Genomic DNA, 22,634 nt, shown 5'->3' on the forward strand with positions numbered 1-22,634 from the left:
ACGCGCAGCGCGAGAGCCCAGCCGGCGGATTACATCGGCAGATGCCGGTGGGGTGATGCGATGGCTCATGGAGCCCTGAGGGCGCGACTAGAGATCGAGATAGCCCGGCTGAGCTGAAGGCAGGCCTGTGCTCGCCCGGTGGCCTGCTGATGTACGTGAGGAGCGCGTTGAATGAAGCTGCCCTTCCTCCTGCTTCCGGTCGCGCTCATGACTGTTGCAAGCTCGGCTCAGGCGCTTGGGCTCACCGAGATGAAGCGGCGCACTGCGTTCATCGCGGAGCGGTATCTTCAGATCTGGTCGTCGAGCAATGTCAGCCCTGTCGATGGGGTGCCGTATATGTACGGCCCAACCGTTACCTTCTACGGGCAGCGTTATAGCCAAGAGCAGCTGATGGCTGAGAAGCGCAGAGCGATCCAGCAATGGCCTTCACGGCGGTACGTCCATCGGCCGGGCACCATGCAGATCAGCTGCAACGTGCCTGCCCAGAAATGTGCGGCTCGCTCCATCATTGACTTTGAAGTCAGCAACCCGCGTCATGGAACCGCGAAGCATGGATCTGCCAAGTTCGACCTCGGCATCAGCTTCGCCGATCGCCAGCCCCGCATCCTCTACGAGGGCGGTAGCTTGAACAACAGACGGGCTGATCGGAACTTCTGATTCCAAAGTTCTGTACGTAGCTAGGCGTCTGCACGCCGGGAATTCTTTCGGGGTTTCGAGTTGCTCAGGGCGTGTGGCGGCGCGAGAGCGTAATTCACGCAGGCGGCGTACTAAATCCTCAGTGCTAACGCCGAAAAGCTGCGATCACTTTCTTGCCACGATTTGTTATCGGTGCCATTCCTTGTCTCAAGGTGGAACAATCATCGATGTGCCGCCTCGGAGCCACGGCTATGGCCGCATCTCAAGCCAGTATTTCGTTCCGTGACAAAAATCTGCTTGTGGCCACGCGCAGCAGAGCGATAGAAGACGCTCATCGTTTCCGAGCTCTTGCTCAAAGTGCTCTACGAGATGGGGCGCCGAAGGCTGAACTGCGCGCAGCAAACGCCAGGGCAGCAGCACGAAGCAGCTTAGCATTACAGTTGCAGGGTGAGGCTCCTATCTGAGTGGTTTCGGATGGGAGAGCGCGATGTCCTCAACCTCGCTCGAATCCACGCTGGAGCTCTGGTCGACGACACTGCGGCAGGCCAAGCAGCGCATCCGCCCGCTGTTTGCCGCCCCGAGCGTCGCCGCCTCCGCCAACGCCTTCCTGGAGGGCTTGCTTGGGGGTGAGCGGCGCAAGACCGGCTGGATGCGGGCTGAAGCTGCTGGTGATCCAGGCCCCTGGCGCCAGCAGGCTGTCCTCGGTCGCACGCACTGGGACGCGGAGGCGCTGCGGGACGTGGTGCGTGACTACGTCCTCGAGACGCTCGGCTCACCTGACGCGGTGGTGGTGATCGACGAGACCGGCTTCTTGAAGCAGGGCAGAGCCTCGTGCGGTGTGGGCCGGCAGTACACAGGCTCAGCTGGCAAGATCACCAACTGCCAGATCGGGGTGTTTGCCGCCTACGTCTCGGATCAGGGCCACGCCTTCATCGATCGTCAGCTGTACCTGCCCAAAGCCTGGGCCGGAGACCCGGCTCGAAGGCGGACGGCGCATGTGCCGGAGGCCATCACCTTTGCCACCAAGCCGCAGCTGGCGCTGGCCATGATCGAGCGGGCGATAAAGGCAGAGGTGCCGTTTGCGTGGGTTGCGGCTGACAGCATCTACGGGGTTGGCGAGATCGAGCTGGCGCTGCGCCGTGCGTACAAGGGCTACGTGCTCGGTGTCACGGGTCAGCATCGGTTCTGGTCCTGGGACCAAAACCTCGACGTCGCGGGCACCGCCGAGGAGATCGCCAAGGATCTCTCCAAGACAGACTGGATCCGGCTCTCGGCCGGATCTGGCACGAAGGGACCGCGCCTGTTCGACTGGGCCTACCTGCCGCTGGCCACGCTGCCGGCGGATGCGCTCGACGCCGCTCTTGATCAGAGCGTGTGGACGCGCGGCCTGCTCGTGCGGCGCAGCCTGTCGGACGGGAGCTTCTCCTACTTCACCACTTGGTGCCCGGCCGGCACGCCGGTGCAGACGCTGGTGGCCGTGGAGGGGCGACGCTGGGCCATCGAGGACGCGTTCGAGACCGCCAAGACGGAGCTCGGGCTGGCCCACAACGAGAGCCGTTCGTGGCACGGCTGGCACCGGCACGTCAGCTTGGTGATGCTGGCTTTTGCGATGTTGGCGCGGGTGCGCCGGTTGGCCAACGGAACGCCCCCAAAAACGCCGCTCATCGCCAAGCTCGCCGGTGCCGTGGTCCATTCAGGAGATCCGGCGCGTGGCGATGCGGCTGGCGCAGCGGCGCATTGAGCCCGCGCTCGTGCTCGCTTGGTCAGCCTGGCGGCGCGCCCACCAAGCTGCCGCCCGACAGGCGCACCTCAGAACGAAACTGCAACTGTAATGTTAGCTCATGCGCGCTGCCTGTCGACTTTTGCACAGCCCGTGCCGGCATGTGGGATGTTCGCCGATCCTGTCTGACGATGACTCCGGGCGATGCCGCACGGTGTACTGCTTGGTGATGAGGTACGCATCGTCGTGGCCGGCACTGCCTGCATGGCAATGAGAAATCAGCGGACAGCTCTGCCTCTCTGTGAAGATGCCTCCCTTAAGCAGGCTGCGCTCTGCCCCGGCTAAGAAAGCCCAGCGGCCTGGGCGTACGCGGCAGGTAGTACTCCTCGCACTCGGTGATCCTGAACCCTGCTGTCTGGAACGAGCTCAGGACAGGGCGGATGAGGTTACAGCCGACTGCAAGCGGCCTCCACAATGGGTTCAGCCGGCGCTGCCACCGCGCTACGGATTCCTCGTGGGACAGGCCGTGCTCCAGGAACAGAACCTGGCCTTCGGGCCGCAGTACGCGTCGCAGCTCCGAGAGCGACTGCATCGGATCCTGGACAGAGCACAGAGTGAACGTGACCACAGCCGTGTCCACAGAGGTCGCGTCGAGCGGCAGCTGTTCCGCTGGCGCTTGCCTGATCTCGAGGGGCACACGGGCCGCGCGCTGCTGTGCCTCGCCCAGCTTCAGGAACGGCTCGTTAGGATCGACGCCGATGACGCGGGTGACGCGCGCAGGGTCGTAGAAGGGCAGGTTCAGTCCAGGCCCAAACCCGATCTCCAAGACTGTCCCGGTCGCCTTCGGCACGACCTTCTTGCGCTCGGCGCTGATGTCGGCCATGCCGCAGACGCAGCGCACGAGGCGCGGTCCGATGTGCCGCTCGTAGAAGCCCATCTATCCCTCCCACGACGAATTGGTCTGCGGAAGCGTTGTGCTCGACCTGCTGTAGATCAGCGCCAGGCCTAGCAGCTGGCTCCGATGGGCACATTCGCGCATTTCAAGAACAGTGCCGCTGAAAGTCCTAGTCACGCTTTGGCACCAGCGACGGTCCATCAATTTTTCTGAACGTCTGCATAAAAAATACAAACTGGACGGGCCTCGGAGCTTCAGGAAATTCGCAGGAAAAGCCTGAGGGAGGAACGCGTGCCACGCAACATCCTGATCCTGGGAGCCTCGTACGGCTCGCTGCTCGGCACGAAGCTGCTGATGGCGGGTCACAACGTGACCCTGGTCTGCCGGCAGAAGACCGCCGACCTGATCAATCGCGAGGGCACCGAGGTCCGCATCAAGCTGCGCGACGAGCCTGAGCACCGCGCGATCCGCTCGCGCGATTTACCGGGCACCCTAGATGCGTTGCCGCCCGAAGACGTCGAGGTGTCCCGCTACGATCTCGTCGTCCTCGCTATGCAGGAGCCGCAGTACAACGACCACACGATCCGCGTCCTGATGATCAAGATCGCCGAGGCGAGGCTGCCCTGCCTCTCGCTCATAAACATGCCGCCCCTGCCCTACCTCAAGCGGATCCCGGCGCTGGCGGAGATGGACCTCGAGGACGCCTACACCAATGCCGGCGTCTGGGACCGGTTCGAGCCGGGGCTGGTCTCGCTCTGCTCGCCCGATCCGCAGGCCTACCGCCCGCCGGGCGAGGGCGCGAACGTTCTCCATGTCGGGCTGCCGACGAACTTCAAGGCGGCGCCGTTCGAGGACGAGACCCACAACCAACTCCTGCGCGAGCTGGAGGCTGACATCGACGCGGTGCGCCTCGACGGCCAGGACGTGCCGGTGAAGCTGAAGGTGTTCGACTCGCTGTTCGTGCCGCTGGCCAAGTGGTCGATGCTGCTGACGGGCAACTATCGCTGCATCACCCTGCAGGAGCCGCAGTCGATCCGCGACGCAGTACACAGCGACCTGGAGCGCTCCCGCGCCATCTACGAGCACGTGGACGCGATCGCCCAGCGGCTCGGAGCCGACCTGAAGGATCAGGTGCCGTTCGCGAAGTACGCCAAGGCGGCCGAGAGCCTGCTCAACCCCTCGTCGGCCGCCCGGGCAGTGGCGAGCGGGGCGCCGTACATCGAACGCGTCGACGTGCTGGTCAACCTGATCTCGCAGCAACTCGGCACGCCCAACCCCGAGATCGACCAGACGGTTCGGACGGTGGATCGTAGGCTTGGCGAACGGGTTGTCGCGGGCGGGTTCGGCACGGATTGAAGGTGCGATCGTCGCGCCTCGGCAATGGTTGTCAGAAAGAAGAGTCCACCCCGGTGAGGGAACGAGCTGAGTGCATGTTATCGAAGCCTGTAGAAACTGTTCGTTAGACGCGCCCGTGGCGCTGCCTAATCCGGGGTTTCATGACGCGCGGAGCCCATTCACGGGCGTGCCTGAGGGCTCCGCGTGGTTCTGCGGCAAGTCACCGGAAGCGCGACGGTGTGAGCATTGCTCTTACGGTTCTGACGTCTCGCTCTCCAGCTGCGCCTGCAGGATGGCGATTACCTGAGCTGCGCGGCCGCCGGGCAGCGGGCGTCCCTCGTTCAGCATGGCTTCGTCGTTCTCGACCCAGGCAAACGCTTCCGCGACCTCCGCCTTGGTCGCTCCCGTTGCGATCACATCGACGAGCACCTTCTCATCGACATTGCCAAGGACTGCCGCAGCTTCGGCGCGTGTCACGCGGTCCGTCATGCCTGCCTCCTGAGCTGTGGTAGAGGCCGTAGAACGGTTTTCGAGCGCATGGGTTGCGCCAGCAGGCTCTCGTGGAGCTTCTCCAGCGTGGTCCGCGCTTCGCACCGAACCCGGCCTGATCGGCTGTTGTGAGTTCTTTGCGTTCGCGGCGAACTGACCGGCGAACTCGACGGCTTTCGCGAGCGCGGCAGCATCGTTGGCCGCCTCGCTGCCCGCATCCTCGACCATGACGGTCAGCGAGAGCCACTCGGCAAACAGCTCGGAGTGCGCCGCGATGAGGTAGACCAGCTGACCAGTTTGCGGATCAGGGCCGGTGTCGACCGGTGCAACTTCCCAGCGCATCACGTGCTCGGCCTCAAGGGTCGGAGATGCCTGCACAGGCCTCGCCTGCGCCGGCCTGCATCCTACTCCGCCAGAGCCGGTTCCGCAGCCTTCCGCCGGCTGCGCGGCTTTGCCGGCACCTCGGCCGCCTTCTTGCGCGTGCTCTGGGCTTTTGGAGCCTTGATCGCCGGCGCCGGTTCTGTGACCTTCTCGGCCGCTGCTGTGGCCTTGGTCGCGGGTTTGCGGCGCTGCTGACCAAGCCCGAGACTCTTGGCGAGCGAGGAGCGCGCCTCCGAGTAGGAGGCCGACACCATCGGGTAGTCGCGCGGCAGACCCCATTTCTCCCGGTAGCTTTCGGGTGTGAGCCCGCGGATCGCGAGGTGGCGGCGCAGCGTCTTGTAGGACTTGCCATCCTCGAAGCTGATCAGCGCGTCCGGCCTGACCGACTTTTTGATCTGCCCCGGCGTCAGCTTGATCTCCGGCTCGCTCGCAGGGGCGCTCAGGCTCAAGCCCGCCACGGCTGCATGCACGCTCGCGATTAGGCCAGGCAGATCGGCCATGGATGCATGATTGTTGGACAAGTACGACGAGACGATGTCGACCGTCTGGTCGAGGTGGTTGCTGCTTGATGCTTCGGCAGTGTCAGACATAAAGATCTCCTTCTTCGTTCTCTTGCCTGCACACCTGCAAAAATCGTACTTGCCGGCAATTGGCGCTGGCAGAAAAAGTCTGCTTTCCCACAGGCGCATTGATCCAGTCTGACCGCATCAAGGCACGGCAGCCGCCAAGAGCCCCATCCGTTTACCGGTTTCTGGACGAAGGCCGCACCCTTGAAGGTCTTCTGGACGGGCAATGTTACTCGCAGAGCTTCGAATCCAGATTGCCGCTTGGCAGCCGCAGCGGCAGCTGCGCGATAGCGGAACATCAACCCACCTTGCAGTGAGTTGCGGACCTTTTGCCGAACGAGGGAACCCTCTGCCACCTTTCTGGGTAAGCTTGAGCGTTGAACCATACGCAGGCGTCGGACGGCATGACCCTGCGCTTCACAGGGGACCAAGATGAAGCCGATTGCGTACATGCTCGCGGGTGCTCTGACCCTCAGCGCAGGATGGGTCATCGGCACTGCGCCGGCGAGCGCCGATGAACCGGCTGGCTACAGCCACAGGGCCTACCAGGGCCGGCCGGTGTTGCGATACCGTGCAGCCCGTCGCCCTCGCCGCCTCGTGCGTGAGGTCATCGTCGAGCGGCCCGTCTACCGGACGCGTCAGATCGTTCGCGAGGTCGTGGTGGAGCGGCCTGTGATCTACCGACCGCCACCGGTGGTGCGGGAGGTAGTCGTTGAGCCTTTCGGCTATGCTCCGCCGCCCTACGCCTATGGTCCGCCCTTCCGCCGCCGCTTTGCCTACGGCCCTGGCTTCTATGGGCCGATCCGCCCGGTCGGCTTCGGGTTCGGTCCTCGGTTCGGGTACGGCCGGGGCTTCTGGTAGCCGCGCCTTGCTGGATCGGGCCACTGACCTCGGCGGCTCGCTCAGGCGAACGCAGAGGTCAGGGCTCCGGGAGGTCGATCAGCTCGCAGATCCCGCCCAGGCGCTTCTCGATCGCAGTCAGGGCGGCATCGAGCGTGGGATGAAAGACGTAGATGCCGTCGAGCGGGCTTCCCCGCTCCGGCAGGATGGTGAACGGGTCGACCGGTACGGTCGTCTGGCGGAGCCGACCAAGCGGGTAGCTGAACCGATCCTGCAGGAGCCACTCGGTGCCGCTCGATCCGAGCGGTCGCACCACCACATCCATATCCGCTCTCGAACGCGATAATGCCCGGCGAGTTGCCGCTGAGTCGTTCGGCTACTCCGCGGCCTCGGGCCGGGTGCCCGACGTGTGGGCCTGCTCCTCGTCTGCGTCGCGTGCTCCGCCGCGGCCCAGACCTGTGGCCCTGGCGAGTTCGGAGCGTTGCGCGGCGTAGCTTGCTGCCACCATCGGGTAGTCGGCAGGCAGGCCGTAGCGCTGGCGGTAGCTGTAGGGGTCGAGCCCGTGCCGCGTCAGGTGGCGCTTGAGAGCCTTGTAGGGTTTGCCGTCGATGAAGCTGATCAGCGCGTCCGGCGTGACCGACTTGCGGATCTGCGCTGGCGTCGGCTTCTCCACCTCGTCCGCAGAGGCTTGAGACGTGCCCCTCGCAAGACCTTTCAGCGTGCCGTGCACGCTCGCCAGCAGAGCAGGCAGCTCTGCCGCAGGCACTGAGTTGTTGGAGACGAACGCCGAGACAATCTCGGCGGTCAGGTCGATTTCGCTTCTCTCGTCCGCCTTCGTGTCTGACACGGAACATATCCTCTGCCGTGAGTGGACGTGGCGGAGTAAAGCGTTACGCCGAGAACGCAAGACGGGCTGAACGAAACGTACGGAAGGTACGGACCGGCTTGCGCTGACCACCGGTTCAGCCCGAACTGTTTAGCGTCTGCTGCGCCACCTCCGAGAAGCGTCGATCGCGCGTTCTCACAGCCGTGAGCCGGCACGCCAACGACCAGAGCGGCTGGTACCAGCCCGAACGCTTCAGGCCCGACCCATCACACCCCATGCTGGGACCGAACTCGCCTGCCAGGAGGAGCGAGCCTGGCGCGGGAAGGTGTGCGCCAAATCGCTGATCGTCGCCCACATCGCGCCAACCTCTGCACAGGCGCGACCCTCAGGCTCGTACTCATCGACCGACTGGCCGCCAATCAGGGCGTATGACAGGCTGACGCGCTGCGAAACCTGCCCCGGCAGCACGGGCGCACCCATGCTCATCAGGACGGCCCGGGTCTCGGCCACCGTGCTCACCTGCGTGTCGCCGCGCTTGATGGGCGGCGCGGCGTTGATGATGCAGGCCAGCGGTGCCTTGAGGCTGCGCGCCATCGCCAGCGTGGCACCGACCGCGTCCAAGTCAAAGGGCCCCGGCCGGACCGGGATCAGCGTCAGGGTCGCCCGGCTCATCAGGGATCCGATCAGGCTGCCATTGTGAGGTGGGCTGTCGATCACGACCCAGTTCACGCCCTGCTGCTCAGCCCGATTCAGGATCTCGGGCACGTCTGCGGCGCTCGCCTTTGCCAGGTGCGGCGTCGGAGCGGAGCGCCGACGGTGCCAGAAGGACAAGGAGCCCTGCGGGTCGGCATCGATGAGGAGGGTCTTGCCGGTCTGTTGAGCCAAGGCTCCGAGGTGCACCGCCAGGGTGCTCTTGCCGGCTCCACCCTTCTGAGCTGCGATCAGGATCGTATGCACGGTGCACTCCTCGGCAGAACGGCCGCAAGCAATCTCGAAGGGATCGAAGACGCCCCCATTGAGACGCGGCGTGTGATCAGTGAAGCTTTAGCTGGTTAACAAACCGATAAATCGGCGGATCGGAAAAATGGGAGATGAGCAGCCCTCGGAATATAATCTGTTTTGCAATGCAAAATGTAATTTTTATACGCTGGCTGTCGCTACGACTTCCAGTTTCGTCGAAATTTGCCCGCCTCGTTCCTTCTCATTCAGGAGCCGTTCCGGAGGCACCGGTACGCCAGACGCATCTCCGCCACCCGCCGCGACTTGCCGACCGCACCGCGCGAGTAGCGCTGCGTCGTCGAAGTCTGCGAATGAGCTGCGGCCGAGCGGATGTGGTCGAGATCAGCACCGGCATCCTCGGCTTCCGTGATCGCGCCGGCGCGCGCGTCCATGTTCCAGACGTGGTTCGGGATGCCGGCCGCGCGCGCCACGATCCGCCACTCGCGGCCGTAAGCGGATTCGGCGTAGGGGCGACTGGCTGCCTCGTCGATGATCAGCGGGCCGGTGCGCTGCTCGGGCGGGATCTGCTCCAGCAGGTCGAGCACCAGCGGGCAGAGCTTCAGGTCGTGCGCGGCAAACGCGCCGGTCTTGGTCGTGGCCTTCCGGATCACGAGGTCGCGTGAGAGGTCCTCCCAGGTGAGCCCCCTCCCCCAGCGGCGGCCGTTCAGGGCAAACTCGCCCGGCTTCGCGGCCGCGCCGTTTGGGATCGGCGCCCACTCGCCGATGACGTCCCTCTGCCGCATGGCCGTCTCGAACTGCAGCGCGGTGCCGAGCGCGAGCGAGAGGCGGCCCATAGCGATGGCCTGCGGGATGAAGGCCTCGACATGGGCGAGCTCCATCGCGACGCGGCGGCGTGCCGGCTGCGCGAAGCGGGCGTGCCGCAGGATCGCGTAGAGCCGCTCGCACTCGGGGAGTTCCGCCATGACGCCGTAGGCGAACAATTCGCGCAGCTTCTTGATGATGCCCCAGGCGCGGCGCACCCGCTCCGGCTTGCCGGGTGAGCGCGGCTTCTTGGCCTCGTCGTACCAGCGGTAGAAGTCGGCGAGCTTCAGGGCTTGGAGCGAGCGCTTACCGAAGGCGGCCTCGATCAGGTTCAGTGTGTAGGTATCGGCCCGCTGGCTGTTGTGCTTCAGCCGGCGGAAGGGGCTTGCGGGATCGGTCTGGTAGCGGCGCGACAGGCTCAGGACGGTGCCGTCGAAGCGGGGCTGCTCACGGCGGCCATTGGCTAGGAACGCCAGCATCTCGGCCTGCAGCCGAAGGCAGGTGGCCTCGATGAGCTTTCGGTGCTCAGGATTGTCGGGCGAGTACGGCAGCCGCACCACGGACGGCCGGAAGCCCGCCTGCACGGCCTGGTGGGTCGCGAACCAGCCGAGTCGGATGGTGCCGCCCGGGTTCTTCCGGACCTTGCAGCCGGGCGCCTTGAGGTCATAGGGCATCGAGGTTCTCCGGGCCGTCGGGCGCGAGCGCCTCGGCACCGGCAAGACCGTACCGCGTTAGGAAGTACGCGCGGACCGCCGGCCAGAACCTGCCACCCATCAGAGGGTCGATGCGTGGCAGTCCGTCACGCTCCAGCAGCTTGGCCTTGGCGGCCCATTCTTGTGGCGTCTGGCTGAGCCGCCGCGCGATCTCGGCCTCGGACGGGAACAGCCCCTCCTCGCGAGTGGGAAGGCGCCTCATGGTTTTCGGGAGCTCTGATGTGCACCGAGGTTGAATGCCGGCGAGGTCGAGACCTCGCCGGTCGTGCGCAATTTCATTCTGCGGGCGTGCAGCGCTCCCGGAGGAGGCGCATGAACTTGGTGTCATCCACGCCCTTCAGCGCCTGCCCGAGCTCGAGCATCTTCTCGTGTCCCAGCTCGCCGATGATCGCGATCGCGCATTCCGCATTCGAGCGACCTAAAGAATCGTCGCGTACAGCACTACGGGCGAGCGCACGCGTATCGGCGGCGGCGTATTGAGAACCATGGCTCAATTCGCTCGCCTGCGCGTCAGCCTCCTGCGAGTCGCCCACGCTGGTTTCCGTGGTGTCCTTCGCAGTGCCGCGCGAGGTGGCGCTGCCGCTCTCGCCAGCATCCACGTTCTCGTTCTGCGCGGCGTTTCCGCGGTTCTCCTCGCCGCCGTCTCCGTCCACCTGCGTGGCAACCTCGCTGGTCTGAGCGGCGTAACTTCGATCCTCCTGCGAGGCGTCCTCGACGGCTTGCCGGGCGTTCTTCCCCTCATCCGGCGGCGCGACCTCTTCAGCTTTCTGGCAATGCTTTCTGTCGACCTTCGAGGCTCCCCCGCCGGCATCCGCCTTTGTTGCTTCCTCGATCGTCTGGCGAACCACTTTCGGTGCGAGGTGCTCGCCTCCCTTGAGCCTAACGATGATCTCGTCTCGGACGCGCTGGGGCACAGACTGGGCCGACAGGTCGCAGAGGAGGCTGAAGCTCAGCTTGGAAGCCGTATTTGGATCGCGCCCGAACTTGTCGAAGACAAGCATGCAGCGCTCGGCGAACCTCTTCTCGATTCCCAGAGATTCGCAATACAGCTCGAAGGTCCCGTGCGGCAGCTCAGCTTTGCGCGCGACGAGTTCACGCCCACTGCCGATCCGACCGGCTGAGGTTTTCATCTCGGTTTGTAGGATGATACGGCCACTCCGGCGGCAACGATCAGCCACATCTACCGACTCAAGCCGCTCAAGGAGGATTTCGGCATCCGGCGGCAGGGTAACGGTGTCTAATACCAATCGGTGGTGATCATAACTGATAGGCCCAGTCACGCAGGCCGATGGACATGATCTTCCAAGGCTGGTCGATGAACCGGTTCCAGACCTGACAGCACTGCTCGACAATGTCCTCGTAGGACGAGAAGACGCGGTCGCCGAGCCAGTTGTCGCGCAGGAACTGCCAGACATTCTCGACCGGGTTGAGTTCCGGGGCGCAGGCTGGCAGCGGCAGCAGGGTGATGTTGGCGGGCACGACGAGGTCGTGGGCGACGTGCCAGCCCGCCCCATCGAGGATCAGCACGGCGTGGGCGCCTTCCTCGACGCTGCAGCTGATCTCCCTGAGGTGCTCGTTCATCGCCGCGGTATCGCATCTCGGCATGATGAGGCCGGCACCCTTGCCCTTCTCGGGACAGATCGCTCCGAAGATGTAGGCGTGGGCCGTGCGTTGGTCCTTGGGCGCCGAGGGCCGGCTGCCGCGGCGCGCCCAGCGGCGGGGCAGCGTGTTCTTCTGGCCGACCCGAGCCTCGTCTGACCACCACACCTCGATGGCCGCGCCAGCCGGCAGCCGGGCTCGGATCGCCCTCACCTCGGCTGGCAAGTTTTTTTGAAGGCTGCCAGTGCGGCCGGGTCCTGCTCATGATGGCGCGGGCGTGCCGACAGCTTGCGGAAGCCGAGTTGTTTCACCGTGCGGCCCACCGTGCTCTCGTCCAGGCTCACGCCGAAGCTGGCGTAGATCCAGGCGGCGAGATCCTTCAGCCGCCAGCGCACCACGCCGTGTCGATCCGGGTCCGGCCCGCTCTCGACGATCTGCGCCAGCGCTTGACGCTGCGCATCGCTCAACTTGGCTGGGTTGCCCGGGGCCTTGCGGTTGATCAGCCCGGCCGGGCCAGCTGCGTTGAAGGCGAGCACCCAATCGCGCACCGTCTGCAACCCTACCACCCCGATCCGAGCCGCATCCGTGCGGCTGCCGCCCTCGTAGATCTCGGCCAGCGCCAGCAGCCGGCGGCTCTGGCCCGCGTCTCGGCTGGCCTTGGCCAGACGTCGAAGATCGTCGGCGTTGAAATCCTCACGCAGAGCAACCGCAGCGGACATGGCAAACCCTCCCGGTTTGCCTCATCGAACCAGATCCGCCGCCGATACGAAACCTCGTGAGTCGCTATCACCGTCGACCGGTATAAGACGTCCGACGCGGCATTTGGCTGTGAGTCGGCATCCGACATGGGGGCGAGCGGCGGAGCCTCACCTCCGGCCGGAGGATCGGCTTCAGATATCGCTTGCAGATGTTCCATGAATGCAATCTCCGGCACGAAAGAACTGCGTTAGCTCCGCCCAGCCAGCGACAAAATCTGCTTCGCTGCGGTTGGCGGGCCGTTATGGCGCCGTGAATTCAAGAGAATTGCGAACGCGCCGGCGCCGACGAGTAGGTGCTCCGCACAATCAGAGTATTCAAGCCCAAAATATTTGTACCTATTTCTAACACCTAACTTTTATTCCTATAAAGACGGACGGGCAGGTCTGTTCTGGCTATTCAAAAATCGCCCCAATTCAGATTGAAAACAGCGGCAGGCGCGGTAAATGCCCCCGGCGCCCATGGTCCACAGCAAGGAGCGCTGCGTCATGCCCGATGAGGATGAGTTCCCGTCGTTCCTAGTGGACGGGTGGGACGGAGCTCGGCCGCATCCCGCAGCTGAGGCTGCGGTTTATCCTGTGAGTGAAGAGAAGCAGCAAGAGCTCAAGGCGGCCTACAGGTTAGGCGATGCGGCAGCGGACGAATACCTGCCCGACGAGATTTGGGCTGATGTTGGAGCGGCGATTTCGATCCACCGTGCGATCGTAGAGGAGCGACGGTGCAATCGACGCCCGGCAGACACGCGTAAGAATCTTGCCGAGTTCAGCAAAAAACTGCGTCAGACCGCCGGTGACATCGATGGTCATATAATGAACGATGCCGCCCGTCCGTACTTTACCCGCGAACCGCATACCTGGCAGCACTTGAAAGAAATGCTCGTTGCTGCAGCTGATAGGGTGCAAGGATACGTCGGCGAGTTGGCGGCCGTGCGGGGTCAAACCGGGCCGGACTGGCGGCATCAGCAGATGTTTGTCGCTACCCTGCAGAGGATCCTCCTGCGTCATAAGCGATCATTGCTGTCCACGGATGTAAGAACCGGAAAGAAAACACGCCGAACCGAATTTCTGCAGAAAATCTTCGAGGTCGCGGACGACAAGATCAGTGAGACGCGGGCGAGCCGCCTGATAAGGACCATTGCTCGGCATATCAGTCTCGACACATGAGCGGACCGCAGGCGGAGACAGCGCATGGTGCCTTGGGCGCCGTGGTACTCGGCAAGCGAATATGAGGCAGCCTCGGAGTTATGAGACCGGTGACGGAACGGGTGGAAACAGGGCGGTGTCGGCCAAAAGCGACAACCTTGTCGCTTTTGGCCTCATGTTTGGGCCCCTGTTTATCGTTGCACGTCTGTGTGCACGTGAGGCAGCGTGCAGAATGCCTCCTCCCGCGGGTGCCAGTGCAGTTGGGGGAAGTCACGTTCGGTTGGGCTCCATCGGGCCTGCTTTATAAAAAACTATATCAACACTGGCATCCGTGATGATAATTCTTTCGTGGCGAATTAAGTGTTGCCTTCGAGAAATCGGCTCGAATCAAGTTACCCGATCGATCGAAGCGGCAGCGATCCTCAGTGCGAACTGAGTATATCGCTCATGATGCCAGAACCGGCCCCGCAGATCTCATGGGATCAGCCTTGAGATCTCTTGCTCCGACGTCCACCGCCCGATGTGGCTTGGACTTCGTGGTTCAGTGCCCGGGGGATACGGCTCTTCGTTATGAGGCGCCCTCATCGAAGGCGCCCTGTCGACGCACATTCTGGCTGTGATCGAGACGATCCTGCCCCTGATCCCATGATACTGAGGATGACCGATGCTCGATGAAGACCAGATGACGCTACAGTTGGCGAGAGACCTCGTGACAACCTTCATGCCGATGAAGGGGAAGACGCGCCTGATGGTCGAGGCGGAGATCCGGGAGGTCTACGCCCACCTGCTCTGGGAGGCCCAGCAGCCGCCGGCCACCGATGCCGATAACGAGGACGCCTACGATCCCGAGACGGGCCTGCTCAAGGAGGCCTCGACCCTGCCCTTCTTCGAGAAGTGGGCGCGGGAGGCCGAGGCCGCAGTCGACGAGGAGGACGAGGAGCCTCCGCCGACCGAATAGTAGGCCGTCCGCCCGCCGGCGCTCAACCGGATGAGGTCGCGAGCTCGATCCGACTCGGCACTTCCCGCAGCCCGGCGCCATCCTCGAAGGCCTAAATCCTGGATCGCCCGGCAAGGCGGCGACCTCCGTGCGGCCGACGATCTGGTCCTTCTCGATCAAGGCGTCAGGCCTTCCGCCTACCCACCGCCGTTCCAGACAGAAGCCGCGCAATCGGCCTGATCCAAACGACCGGTCACGTCATGCCACTTCGGAAAGCATGCGCGGGCCGTCGGACAGGACCGGCTGCCCATCGAGGGGCCGACGCGAGGCTATCCGTCACGCTCAGGCACCTTGATCTTGGCAGCCCGCTTTTGAGCCGTCTGGCTTAGCCGCCTTGCAGCCTCGGCCGCTGGATTGCGCCCCAGGCTCATCGCGCGACCCGAGGAGCGGAACGCTCTCCTCCGCGCTCCTGACCGCGTCCCAAACCCCGTCGGCGGGAACAACAGGGCAGTTCTTATAGAGCTGATTCTCTCTCCTCTCCTTGTAGTGTCCCTCGTTGTCCCCTTCCCCCCTCCCGCGTCCTGAAGGTGACAACAGGGCCTTTCTTATAGAAATGATCTTTTCCTCACCTTGTAATGTCCCTCGTTGTCCCCTGAACAAACTCGATAGCGCGCTCGATCTGCGCATCGGTCTCGCTCCCGTCATCGTCGTCCGACGGGTCCATATGCAGGCCGTAGAGGTCGACGAGGAACGCCCAGGCCTGCTTGCGCTCCCGGCGATCCGCGATCTCCTCCAACGTGGACAGGACGGTCGCGTCGAGGCTGTAGCGGCGGATCTTCCGGCCTGAGATCTTCTGCGTGACGGCCAATGTGATTGCGAGGCCGAGGAGGCTGAGCACTTGCCCCAGCTGCTGGATCGGCTTCTTCAGGACGTCGGAGCGGATCTCGAGCCTGAGCAGGTTCTCCAGCGGCGCCTTGTTGTCGATCATGAAGCGCGCGAAGGCCTCGAGGTCACGCGTCTCGAACACCGCTTCAGCGTTGAACGAGCCCGCAACGCGCCCCTCCTGCGCGAGTCGCCACGCATCGCCGGGCAGAAAAACGCGGCCTCGTTCGACCTCGGTCACCGCACCGGGGAGCGGATCGTACGGTCGCTCTCGCCACAACGGCGTCAGCCGGAGAAGCCGCGCGAGGGCGGGAGCGAGGTCCTGCTGGGCGTCGCCCAGAAAGCTCAGGTCGCGGTGCAGAGGTGCAAGCCGATCAGCCGGGACGGCCTCCGGCGGCAGGCGAACCACATCCCGGAACAAGCTCACCTCTCGCCGGCGTCGACCACCGTTATCGAGCCGGATCAGGTCCGGTGTTGCCTCGGCGCGGTAGAACAGCTCCAAACGCGTGCGCTCGTAGGATGCGCGCGTTGCCTCGTCGACGACGTCGCCTGCCTCAAGAGCCCTTCGGACCTTCTCGAAGTCGGCCCGTGTCAGAACTGACGCGCCCATGATGCTGGCGACGAGCTCCTCGCCCGCCAGCTCCTCTCCGCGCTTCAGGGCTATGTGACCGTCGACACTCCGCTCGATGTCCTTGCCGACGTGGACGATTGTGCAGCCCTGCGCTTGCTTGTAGAGGACAAAATTGCCCCGGAGGTTGTTCTTGGAGGCACGCTCGGCCGATTTGACGAGAACCGCCATCTCGATCAGCGGGTCCTCCTCGAGGAAGCGCGGCTTCCCGTCATCGTCGAAACTGTCGAGCATGTCCTTGTACAGCCCGGCCCGCAGGATGTCCTGGCGCACCACGTCCACATGGGTCTCGTAGGTGAAGCGGCGCGGCGTGATCCAGACCTTGACCGAGCCGGGATGACGGACGCGGGCGAGCTGCTGGTCGAAGTCGAGATGCGTGTTGATGCCCGGCTCGCAGAAGCCGAACACGACATCCAAGAGCTTGGCGTTGTGGGGGAAGGTGATGTCCACGCCCGTGCCGAGCGAGGGCGAGCACAGGACGACGTCGTAGGTGGCCGCCCGGGCGGCGGCGTTGGCCACGAAGTCCTGCACCTCGGGCCGGGAGCCGGTGTCGGCCGTGATCGTGATGAGCCGCCGGGTCTTGCCGAACCGTTGGCGGATGATCGCCTCGATCTTGCCGATCAGCTTCTTCGAGTTGGCGGTGACGAAGCAGCGCTTGCCCTCCGCGATCGCCCTCATGAGGTCGCCGGTGAGGTGCTTCTTGTTCTCGTAGAGCTCGATCGTCCGCCCCCCGGCCGCAGGCTGCTGGTTGACCCAGAGATGCACGGGCTTCTGCGGCTGCAGGATCCCATTCGCATCCGGCTCGCTCACCATCCGAGCCAACGTGGTGTGGGTGAGGAAGTCGAGGTCGGCGTCGAGTGCGATCACGTACCTTGCCCGTCGCACCCGATCTCGAAGGAGCTTGTAGATGCGCTCTTCCTTGCCGCGTGAGACGATCGTCTCGGAGAACAGGTGACCGAATACTTGCTGGGATTCATCGATGATGACGAGTTCGTAGCCATCCTGAAGCGGAACCTGCGGCAGGCTGTCGAGGCAGACGCCGAGGCGCTTCGGCGACTTCCGGGGCTTGCGGCTAGGCCTCCTCTTAGCGGGGGTCTTCGGCTTAGCCGACATCTTCCTCCCTCCAGAAAAAGCTTTCCAAGGAGGCCGTATCGGCCGCCTGCTTCGAGCCCGCCTTGGCCGCCTTCTTGTTCAGGTCGAGGTAGCAGGTGAGGTTCAGCCGCCGGCAGCTGCCCCGGATCAGCGTACGCCGATGGCCGAAGAGCAGGACCGAATTTGCCCCCGCCCCCAGCCGCTTCAAGGCCTCGGTCTTGCTGGTGCCCTTGCCGCTCCTCACGAGCGTGATGCCGGGCAGCAGCTCGGGAGGAGCCGCCTGGCCGGAGACGATGTGCACCCTGCACCCCGTGATGGCCTCGCGATCGACCACGCTCTGATAGGGCCAGTCGCACAGCTCAATCTGCGCGGCGTTGCCGGCATTCGCGACTTCCTGGGCCGCTCTGACAAAGGCCTCCGGATCGCACTCGGGCTGCCGCTGGTCAGCCGGCCAGTAGGTCTTCCTGCAGGTTGAGCAGTAGACGCCCCATACGCCGCGGCCGCTCTGGAGCGTGACGGCGCTCGGGTTCTCGTCCGGGTGGACAGGGCAGTGCACCGCCGTCTTTTGTTGGACCTCGCACAGCAACAACTGCCGTCCGTCAGCCGCCCGCAGCACCTGGTTGCGGGCGAGCGTGATCGCGGATCGGCGGCTGACGATCTCCTTCATCGTGAGGTCGGTGTTGTCCGGAAGAGCGGCATCGGCGATCAACTCGCGCAGCAGCGCGGGGCTGAGCTCGCCGCCGATGTGGTGCACCTGTGCCTTGCTGTTGCCGAAGCTGATACGAGCAGCGTCTGTCGCCGCCATGTCGCCTCCGAGGCTGCGGGTAAGGCCACGGTTGAGCTTCCGCATCCGCTTCGGGCAGGTGATCGTCTCAGGCAGGAGGTAGACCACGCGGAAGCGGTGGGCTTCCGGCTTGTGCCGCGCCGTCGTGTAGATCAGCAGGGCGTGCTGCTGGATCAGCGGGCTGGCGAGCGCCTCCTCGATCGTGGGTCCGTGATCGACATCCACCGAGGCGATATTGCACGCCTGGAAGTTTTCACCCTTCCGACGGCCGTGAAGCTGCGCGCAGTATGCCCAACCGTGCTGGGTCGTCGCGGCCGTGAATTCGTCAACACTAACCTCCGCGTTGTACCAGCCTTCGGCGAACAGCGATTTCTTCTTGGTCGTGTTCTTGTCGACGAGCTTCGGGTTGAGGGCGATCTTCAGCTTCCGCTGTGACAGGGACATGCGTCATCCTCCCCTGCGAAGGGCTCTTTGGGTTCCTGTGTCGGACGGACACGCGGCGCGTCAGGTCCGTTGAGCGCGGATCCCGACTTGCCGATCTGCGTCAGCTCGCAAGCCGAACCGCCTCAGGTAGCCGCTCGCCGTCGAGGCGGCGCGGTGGGCATTCAGGGCATGCCCTCAGCCGCCCGGCCTTGATGGCGCGGGCCGTGCGAGGACGCGCGAGAGTTGGCATGGAGCGGCAGGGGTGTCAAGTACAGATGAATGATTTTGCAGGATTGTGGCCGGCAACAGCAATAGAGGGATATCGAAAAACTGCATATCTGACGAAGCGTGTGAGGGATAGAAAGCCTGTTTTTGAGAAAAACACGCTCGAGGACAAAGAACGCCTTCGAGGCGGACTCTAGGAGTCACAGGCGAAGAAACCCTCGAAGGCTCTCCTTCAGAAGAGCGCCCATAACCACAGCGTCCAGGCCAGATCCAGCTTCGCCTTTGGGCGCGAGCGGGTATCCAGAACCTGCAGGAAGGATGGGATCGCAGAGGGACATTCCTGTCCATCCCATCACTGCGCATGAGCAGGTGAACGGCGGACCGGGATAAATAGAAGCACGGATCACTCGATCCGGCTCGTCATGCCCATACAAACCGGGTCCGATCCCCGGGGCTTGTGGCGGCTCCACTCAGTCCACCGTCTCGTCGGCCTGCACAGAGAGGCCGGGGTGTCTGGCTTCATCATCACAAGAAGGTCCCCACGGGACCAAGATGCTGGCATCAGACCAGCGCGTCACCCCCGCGTTCCCCGATCAGCCGGGGGTGACCGCCGCCGTATCGACCTCATCGGTCGAGTGAACGAGCACGTAACAGGGCAACACGTACGGCCTGTCCTGACCGCAAGGTGTGCTGATCGAGTGTATCGCTCCGGGACGCCAGGCAGGTTCTCAGATCGACAGTTCGCCCCGGCAGGGTGAACTGTACCCTCCGAACACCCGGCAGATCCTCGGTCGAGATCACAAACAGAGATCCGGATCGAGACTCTAAATCGAGACTGCGAAGCGTCGGCCGAGCGCAGCGAGGCCGACCCGGTGACCTCAATAGATCGGACCGCCGCTGACGCGGTACGCGAGTTGAGCGGCCGAGCTGACCCTTGCTGTGCGTCGCTCCGCTCCGCTCGGGCTCGCTCCGCTTGCCACTCCATCTCGCGCAGGAAGTCACGCAATGATTGCAGATCCCGGAGCGGTGTCACTCGGCTATCCATCGTTGAGCTGAGCAGCGGGCTCTGCATCGCGCCAAACACGAATCTCCACCGCGCGTTGGTCGCAGTTTTCGATTCGAGAGTACAAAATAACTTTTGCGCGAATGAGGAGAGCGGGGCCGGTACCGACCTGAACCCGAGGCAGCGATCCGATCAGCGGCCGGAGCGAGGGAAGCCGTGACGTCATGCTGCTCTGGTGGCCGCCGGGGCGTCACTTCTCCTCCCGAGGACCGCCCGCGCCGATTGCGCAGGTCGCGCGCAGTGACAGCAGTCAGCTTCAGGACACCTGCCGACCCGGTACACTCAGCGGCAAGAGACGACGATCCTGATCCGGCTCGGCCAGCCCTGCAACTCGCTCATCTCCGCGAACGCCTCGTACCCTGAGTCATTCTGCGAGACCGAGGTGCCCGCGAGGCCGATTACCTGACCCTTGTCGTTCAGGGCGACGATCTGAATGCGGACATCGCTCGCGAATCGATTACCTCGGCTCGACACGATCTCTCCCAGGACCTCGAGGCGCGGCTCGCCCCTGTACCCCGTCTCATCAAGCAGAGCGAGCAGTCCTCCGAGACGGACACCCGCCCGTTCCTCTTACTCGGGATCGCGCTCGAGCAGGTCAGTCACCTCACGCTTAGCCATGAACGCCTCCATGAGGGGATGAGACCATGAGGATTCGTCGTGTTCAGCCTGCGGGGTTGTGCGGCTCCTCAAGCGTCATCGGGGCGGTAAGACGGTGGCGAGGAGGACGATCCCTCTCATCCCGCCCGGGCCGATAGGCTCACCAACCCGACCTGCCATGGAGTGCATCCTGCCTGCTGCGACGTTGCCCGTCCTGACCGAAGCGCACCTCATCCGCAGCGCACAGGCAGCGATCGCCGAGCACCGTCTCGGCATCCAGCGCGGCGCGACCGAGCCCCTCTTCGTCGACGAGGACGGTGCGGTTTGTGCGATCGGGGCGGCGCTCTCGGTATCGGTCTTGGAGGCCATTCTGATGAACGGCGACGAGCGGCTGACCTGGCTGGCGCTGGTGCGGGCCGGCTACTTCACCCACGCCAACCTCCGAACGGTCGAGGCGCTCGCATCCTTGCAGCTCGGCTATGACGCCTGCTTCCTGGATGGCCGGCTCGACGGCGAGCGGGTGCGTCGGTTCTGCGCCTACGTCTCTTCCCTCGACCCAAATGATCCGCCTCCGCTGTGGCCGAGCGAGCTGGCGTGATGGTGGTAGCGCGTCTCCGGTGACCGTAGGCCGGGAGCGCTTCGCCTAAGTAGCGGGAACGCGGATGGGAGGAGTGCTGGATGGGGCGGATCAAGGATGGCGGCCGTTCCGCTCGGCTCATCAAGAGGCGGCGCACCCGTCCCGCAAAAGCGCTCACCTTTCGTGATCTGCACGCGGCGGAGCGCGACGGCAAAAGCTCTCAGGAACATGGGACTTCGGGCAGCGGATTTCCGCGCGCCTCGGATGCGATTGCCAAGCCGGCTCCTCAGGGTGGCAGTGAGGTCGTCATCAACCACGTTTTGGTCTGAGCCAGTGCGGGAGACGGTCTCAATCCGCGAGGCGCGGTTCCAAGCTGCTCCTCGCTACCGTGGTCAGATCCTTCTGTGGAAATGCCGGAGCCACGGCTGTTCGATCCCTCCGCGCCACCGTTAGGCTTCCGTCCTTGTCTGCCGGCAAAGGTGCTGGCGGTCGGAAGTAGCGGATTTGGACCAAGCGGCGCCGTGAGCTAGCCCCTCGACAGCATCGCCAGCGTGCTCGAAGAGACGGGCGAGTACCGGGTGCTGCGCCGAGTTCCGCCGTTCGTCCCCTGTCCTGTTCAGCCCGACGAGCCGACCTTCTTCGGCCTGATCCTCGACACCGAGACCACCGGCGTCGATTTCGGGCAGGACGAGGTGATCGAGCTCGGCGTCATCAAGTTCGAGTACGGTGCCAGCGGTCGGATCTACCGCGTGCTGGAGAGCTTCAACCAACTCCATCAGCCCAGCCGGCCGATCCCGCCCGAGATCGCCCGGCTGACCGGCATCACCGATGGCGATGTCGCCGGGCAGCGGATCGACGATGCGGCGGTGGAGAGGCTCGCGGCCGATGCGGCGGTGGTGATCGCCCACAACGCCAGCTTCGACCGGCAGATGTGCGAGCGGCGCTGGCCCGTGTTCGCCGAGCGGAACTGGGCATGCTCCCTCAACCAAGTGCCCTGGCGCGAGGAAGGTCACGAGGGGCTGAAGCTCGGCTACCTGCTGATCGACTGCGGCTACTTCCACCAGGGCCATCGGGCGATCGACGACTGCCACGCCTTGCTCCAGCTGCTGGCACGACCGCTGAAGACATCCGGCCGCTTGGCCCTTTCCTGCCTGCTGGAGACGGCGCGCAAGCCGACGGTGCGGCTGTGGGCGGAAGGGTCACCGATCGAGACCAAGGACCTGAAGGCGCGCAGCTATCGCTGGAGCCAGCGTCGACGTAGCTGGTACATCGATCTGGACGAGGCGCAGATCGAGATCGAGCGCACGTTCCTGAGCGAGGCGATCTTCCGGCGCCCTGTGGTGCACCTGCCTGCGGATCGGTTCACGGCCCGCGACCGCTTCTCGGCGCGGGTGAACCCGGAGCTCTGAGGACGGAGAAGTTCTCAATCTGGAAGGGTGCTTAGCGGTCCGTCAGACCGCTCGGCCTTCGCCCGCCCCTTCCCTTTTCACATGCAAGTTCGGCTCGGGGTTGCAGGTGAGGTCAGTTCCCTGCGGGAAAGCGGACCGTCGGAATTGCGCCGATTGTGTTGAAAAACTCCGCGGCGCGATCAAAGTCCTCTATAGCTAGTATTTGTCGCTCGATACGAACCCAGGTGTTGTAGGTTGATGTCCTCGAAAGGGGGCAAACGGAGTTTTTCAACACAATCCGCCCAAAGCCGCCATCTGGCCGCTCCGAACGGCTTCTCGAAAGCGGGCATTCGTCGACTGGGCGTGATGAAGCCAGTGA

The 22,634-nt window shown here is 64.2% G+C and carries 22 protein-coding genes; 9 read left to right on the forward strand and 13 right to left on the reverse strand.

Features of this window, described 5'->3' with window-relative positions:
* Positions 1 to 171: 171 nt before the first annotated feature.
* Together DK389_RS02970 and DK389_RS02975 are read left to right on the forward strand one after the other, a co-directional pair.
* The gene (locus tag DK389_RS02970; protein WP_109887374.1) at positions 172 to 657 is read left to right on the forward strand and encodes a hypothetical protein; all 486 of its coding nucleotides are present in this window, start codon (positions 172 to 174) and stop codon (positions 655 to 657) included.
* Positions 658 to 1,123: 466 nt separating this feature from the next.
* Complete coding sequence (locus DK389_RS02975) at positions 1,124 to 2,377, forward strand: IS701 family transposase (protein ID WP_109886678.1); 1,254 nt, start codon at positions 1,124 to 1,126, stop codon at positions 2,375 to 2,377.
* Between the two features lie 295 nt (positions 2,378 to 2,672).
* Here DK389_RS02975 and DK389_RS02980 read toward each other — a convergent pair whose 3' ends face one another.
* Complete coding sequence (locus DK389_RS02980; RefSeq protein WP_109887375.1) at positions 2,673 to 3,293, reverse strand: class I SAM-dependent methyltransferase; 621 nt, start codon at positions 3,291 to 3,293, stop codon at positions 2,673 to 2,675.
* Positions 3,294 to 3,542: 249 nt separating this feature from the next.
* Between DK389_RS02980 and DK389_RS02985 the strand changes: the two genes are divergently transcribed.
* Positions 3,543 to 4,607: a ketopantoate reductase family protein gene (locus DK389_RS02985; protein WP_109887376.1), complete on the forward strand. Its 1,065-nt coding sequence runs from the start codon at positions 3,543 to 3,545 to the stop codon at positions 4,605 to 4,607.
* 231 nt (positions 4,608 to 4,838) lie between these two features.
* Here the strand turns inward: DK389_RS02985 and DK389_RS35165 are convergent, their stop codons facing one another.
* The gene (locus DK389_RS35165) at positions 4,839 to 5,417 is read right to left on the reverse strand and encodes a hypothetical protein (protein WP_335645517.1); all 579 of its coding nucleotides are present in this window, start codon (positions 5,415 to 5,417) and stop codon (positions 4,839 to 4,841) included.
* A gap of 62 nt (positions 5,418 to 5,479) precedes the next feature.
* Complete coding sequence (locus DK389_RS02995) at positions 5,480 to 6,046, reverse strand: Ros/MucR family transcriptional regulator (RefSeq protein ID WP_109887377.1); 567 nt, start codon at positions 6,044 to 6,046, stop codon at positions 5,480 to 5,482.
* A 408-nt stretch (positions 6,047 to 6,454) separates the two neighbouring features.
* On the opposite strand from DK389_RS02995, the gene DK389_RS03000 reads away from it, so the two are divergent.
* Positions 6,455 to 6,883: a hypothetical protein gene (locus DK389_RS03000; protein WP_109887378.1), complete on the forward strand. Its 429-nt coding sequence runs from the start codon at positions 6,455 to 6,457 to the stop codon at positions 6,881 to 6,883.
* 58 nt (positions 6,884 to 6,941) lie between these two features.
* Here the strand turns inward: DK389_RS03000 and DK389_RS03005 are convergent, their stop codons facing one another.
* The 7 genes from DK389_RS03005 to DK389_RS03035 all read right to left on the reverse strand — a co-directional run bounded on the left by DK389_RS03005 (position 6,942) and on the right by DK389_RS03035 (position 12,480).
* The gene (locus DK389_RS03005) at positions 6,942 to 7,178 is read right to left on the reverse strand and encodes a hypothetical protein (protein WP_162560458.1); all 237 of its coding nucleotides are present in this window, start codon (positions 7,176 to 7,178) and stop codon (positions 6,942 to 6,944) included.
* A gap of 60 nt (positions 7,179 to 7,238) precedes the next feature.
* Complete coding sequence (locus DK389_RS03010) at positions 7,239 to 7,709, reverse strand: Ros/MucR family transcriptional regulator (RefSeq protein WP_236960559.1); 471 nt, start codon at positions 7,707 to 7,709, stop codon at positions 7,239 to 7,241.
* Between the two features lie 231 nt (positions 7,710 to 7,940).
* Entirely contained in the window at positions 7,941 to 8,645 is a 705-nt protein-coding gene (locus DK389_RS03015; protein ID WP_109887380.1) for a ParA family protein, read from the reverse strand.
* Between the two features lie 248 nt (positions 8,646 to 8,893).
* Positions 8,894 to 10,123, reverse strand: a complete 1,230-nt coding sequence (locus tag DK389_RS03020; RefSeq protein ID WP_109887381.1) for a site-specific integrase — start codon at positions 10,121 to 10,123, stop codon at positions 8,894 to 8,896.
* Positions 10,113 to 10,364: a hypothetical protein gene (locus DK389_RS03025; protein WP_109887382.1), complete on the reverse strand. Its 252-nt coding sequence runs from the start codon at positions 10,362 to 10,364 to the stop codon at positions 10,113 to 10,115. The genes DK389_RS03020 and DK389_RS03025 overlap by 11 nt, the downstream gene beginning before the upstream one ends.
* 73 nt (positions 10,365 to 10,437) lie before the next feature.
* A complete protein-coding gene (locus DK389_RS03030; protein ID WP_162560459.1) occupies positions 10,438 to 11,409 on the reverse strand; it encodes a hypothetical protein in 972 nt (323 codons plus the stop codon).
* 10 nt (positions 11,410 to 11,419) lie between these two features.
* Positions 11,420 to 12,480, reverse strand: a protein-coding gene (locus DK389_RS03035; RefSeq protein WP_109887384.1) for an IS630 family transposase whose coding sequence is annotated in 2 segments (ribosomal slippage) — positions 11,420 to 11,994 and positions 11,994 to 12,480 — 1,062 coding nt in all. Because the reading frame shifts where the segments join, the coding sequence is not laid out codon by codon here.
* 525 nt (positions 12,481 to 13,005) lie between these two features.
* Between DK389_RS03035 and DK389_RS03040 the strand changes: the two genes are divergently transcribed.
* Both DK389_RS03040 and DK389_RS03045 read left to right on the forward strand, forming a co-directional pair.
* Complete coding sequence (locus DK389_RS03040; protein ID WP_162560460.1) at positions 13,006 to 13,680, forward strand: hypothetical protein; 675 nt, start codon at positions 13,006 to 13,008, stop codon at positions 13,678 to 13,680.
* A gap of 643 nt (positions 13,681 to 14,323) precedes the next feature.
* Positions 14,324 to 14,617, forward strand: a complete 294-nt coding sequence (locus tag DK389_RS03045; RefSeq protein WP_109887386.1) for a hypothetical protein — start codon at positions 14,324 to 14,326, stop codon at positions 14,615 to 14,617.
* Between the two features lie 604 nt (positions 14,618 to 15,221).
* Here DK389_RS03045 and DK389_RS03050 read toward each other — a convergent pair.
* From DK389_RS03050 to DK389_RS03060, 3 genes are all read right to left on the reverse strand, one after another.
* Complete coding sequence (locus DK389_RS03050; RefSeq protein WP_109887387.1) at positions 15,222 to 17,219, reverse strand: plasmid replication protein, CyRepA1 family; 1,998 nt, start codon at positions 17,217 to 17,219, stop codon at positions 15,222 to 15,224.
* Positions 17,209 to 18,426, reverse strand: a complete 1,218-nt coding sequence (locus DK389_RS03055) for a hypothetical protein (RefSeq protein WP_109887388.1) — start codon at positions 18,424 to 18,426, stop codon at positions 17,209 to 17,211. The genes DK389_RS03050 and DK389_RS03055 overlap by 11 nt, the downstream gene beginning before the upstream one ends.
* Positions 18,427 to 19,975: 1,549 nt before the next feature.
* Positions 19,976 to 20,167 carry a hypothetical protein gene (locus DK389_RS03060; RefSeq protein WP_109887389.1) on the reverse strand — a complete coding sequence of 64 codons (192 nt, stop codon included), beginning with the start codon at positions 20,165 to 20,167 and terminating at the stop codon, positions 19,976 to 19,978.
* Between the two features lie 301 nt (positions 20,168 to 20,468).
* Between DK389_RS03060 and DK389_RS03065 the strand changes: the two genes are divergently transcribed.
* The 3 genes from DK389_RS03065 to DK389_RS03070 all read left to right on the forward strand — a co-directional run bounded on the left by DK389_RS03065 (position 20,469) and on the right by DK389_RS03070 (position 22,276).
* Positions 20,469 to 20,888, forward strand: a complete 420-nt coding sequence (locus DK389_RS03065; protein ID WP_109887390.1) for a hypothetical protein — start codon at positions 20,469 to 20,471, stop codon at positions 20,886 to 20,888.
* Positions 20,889 to 20,968: 80 nt separating this feature from the next.
* Positions 20,969 to 21,196, forward strand: coding sequence for a hypothetical protein (locus tag DK389_RS31935; RefSeq protein ID WP_162560461.1), 228 nt, complete (start codon positions 20,969 to 20,971; stop codon positions 21,194 to 21,196).
* A gap of 213 nt (positions 21,197 to 21,409) precedes the next feature.
* Entirely contained in the window at positions 21,410 to 22,276 is an 867-nt protein-coding gene (locus DK389_RS03070) for a 3'-5' exonuclease (protein WP_418292095.1), read from the forward strand.
* The last annotated feature ends 358 nt before the right edge of the window (positions 22,277 to 22,634 follow it).

Source organism: Methylobacterium durans (assembly GCF_003173715.1).
GTDB lineage: Bacteria > Pseudomonadota > Alphaproteobacteria > Rhizobiales > Beijerinckiaceae > Methylobacterium > Methylobacterium durans.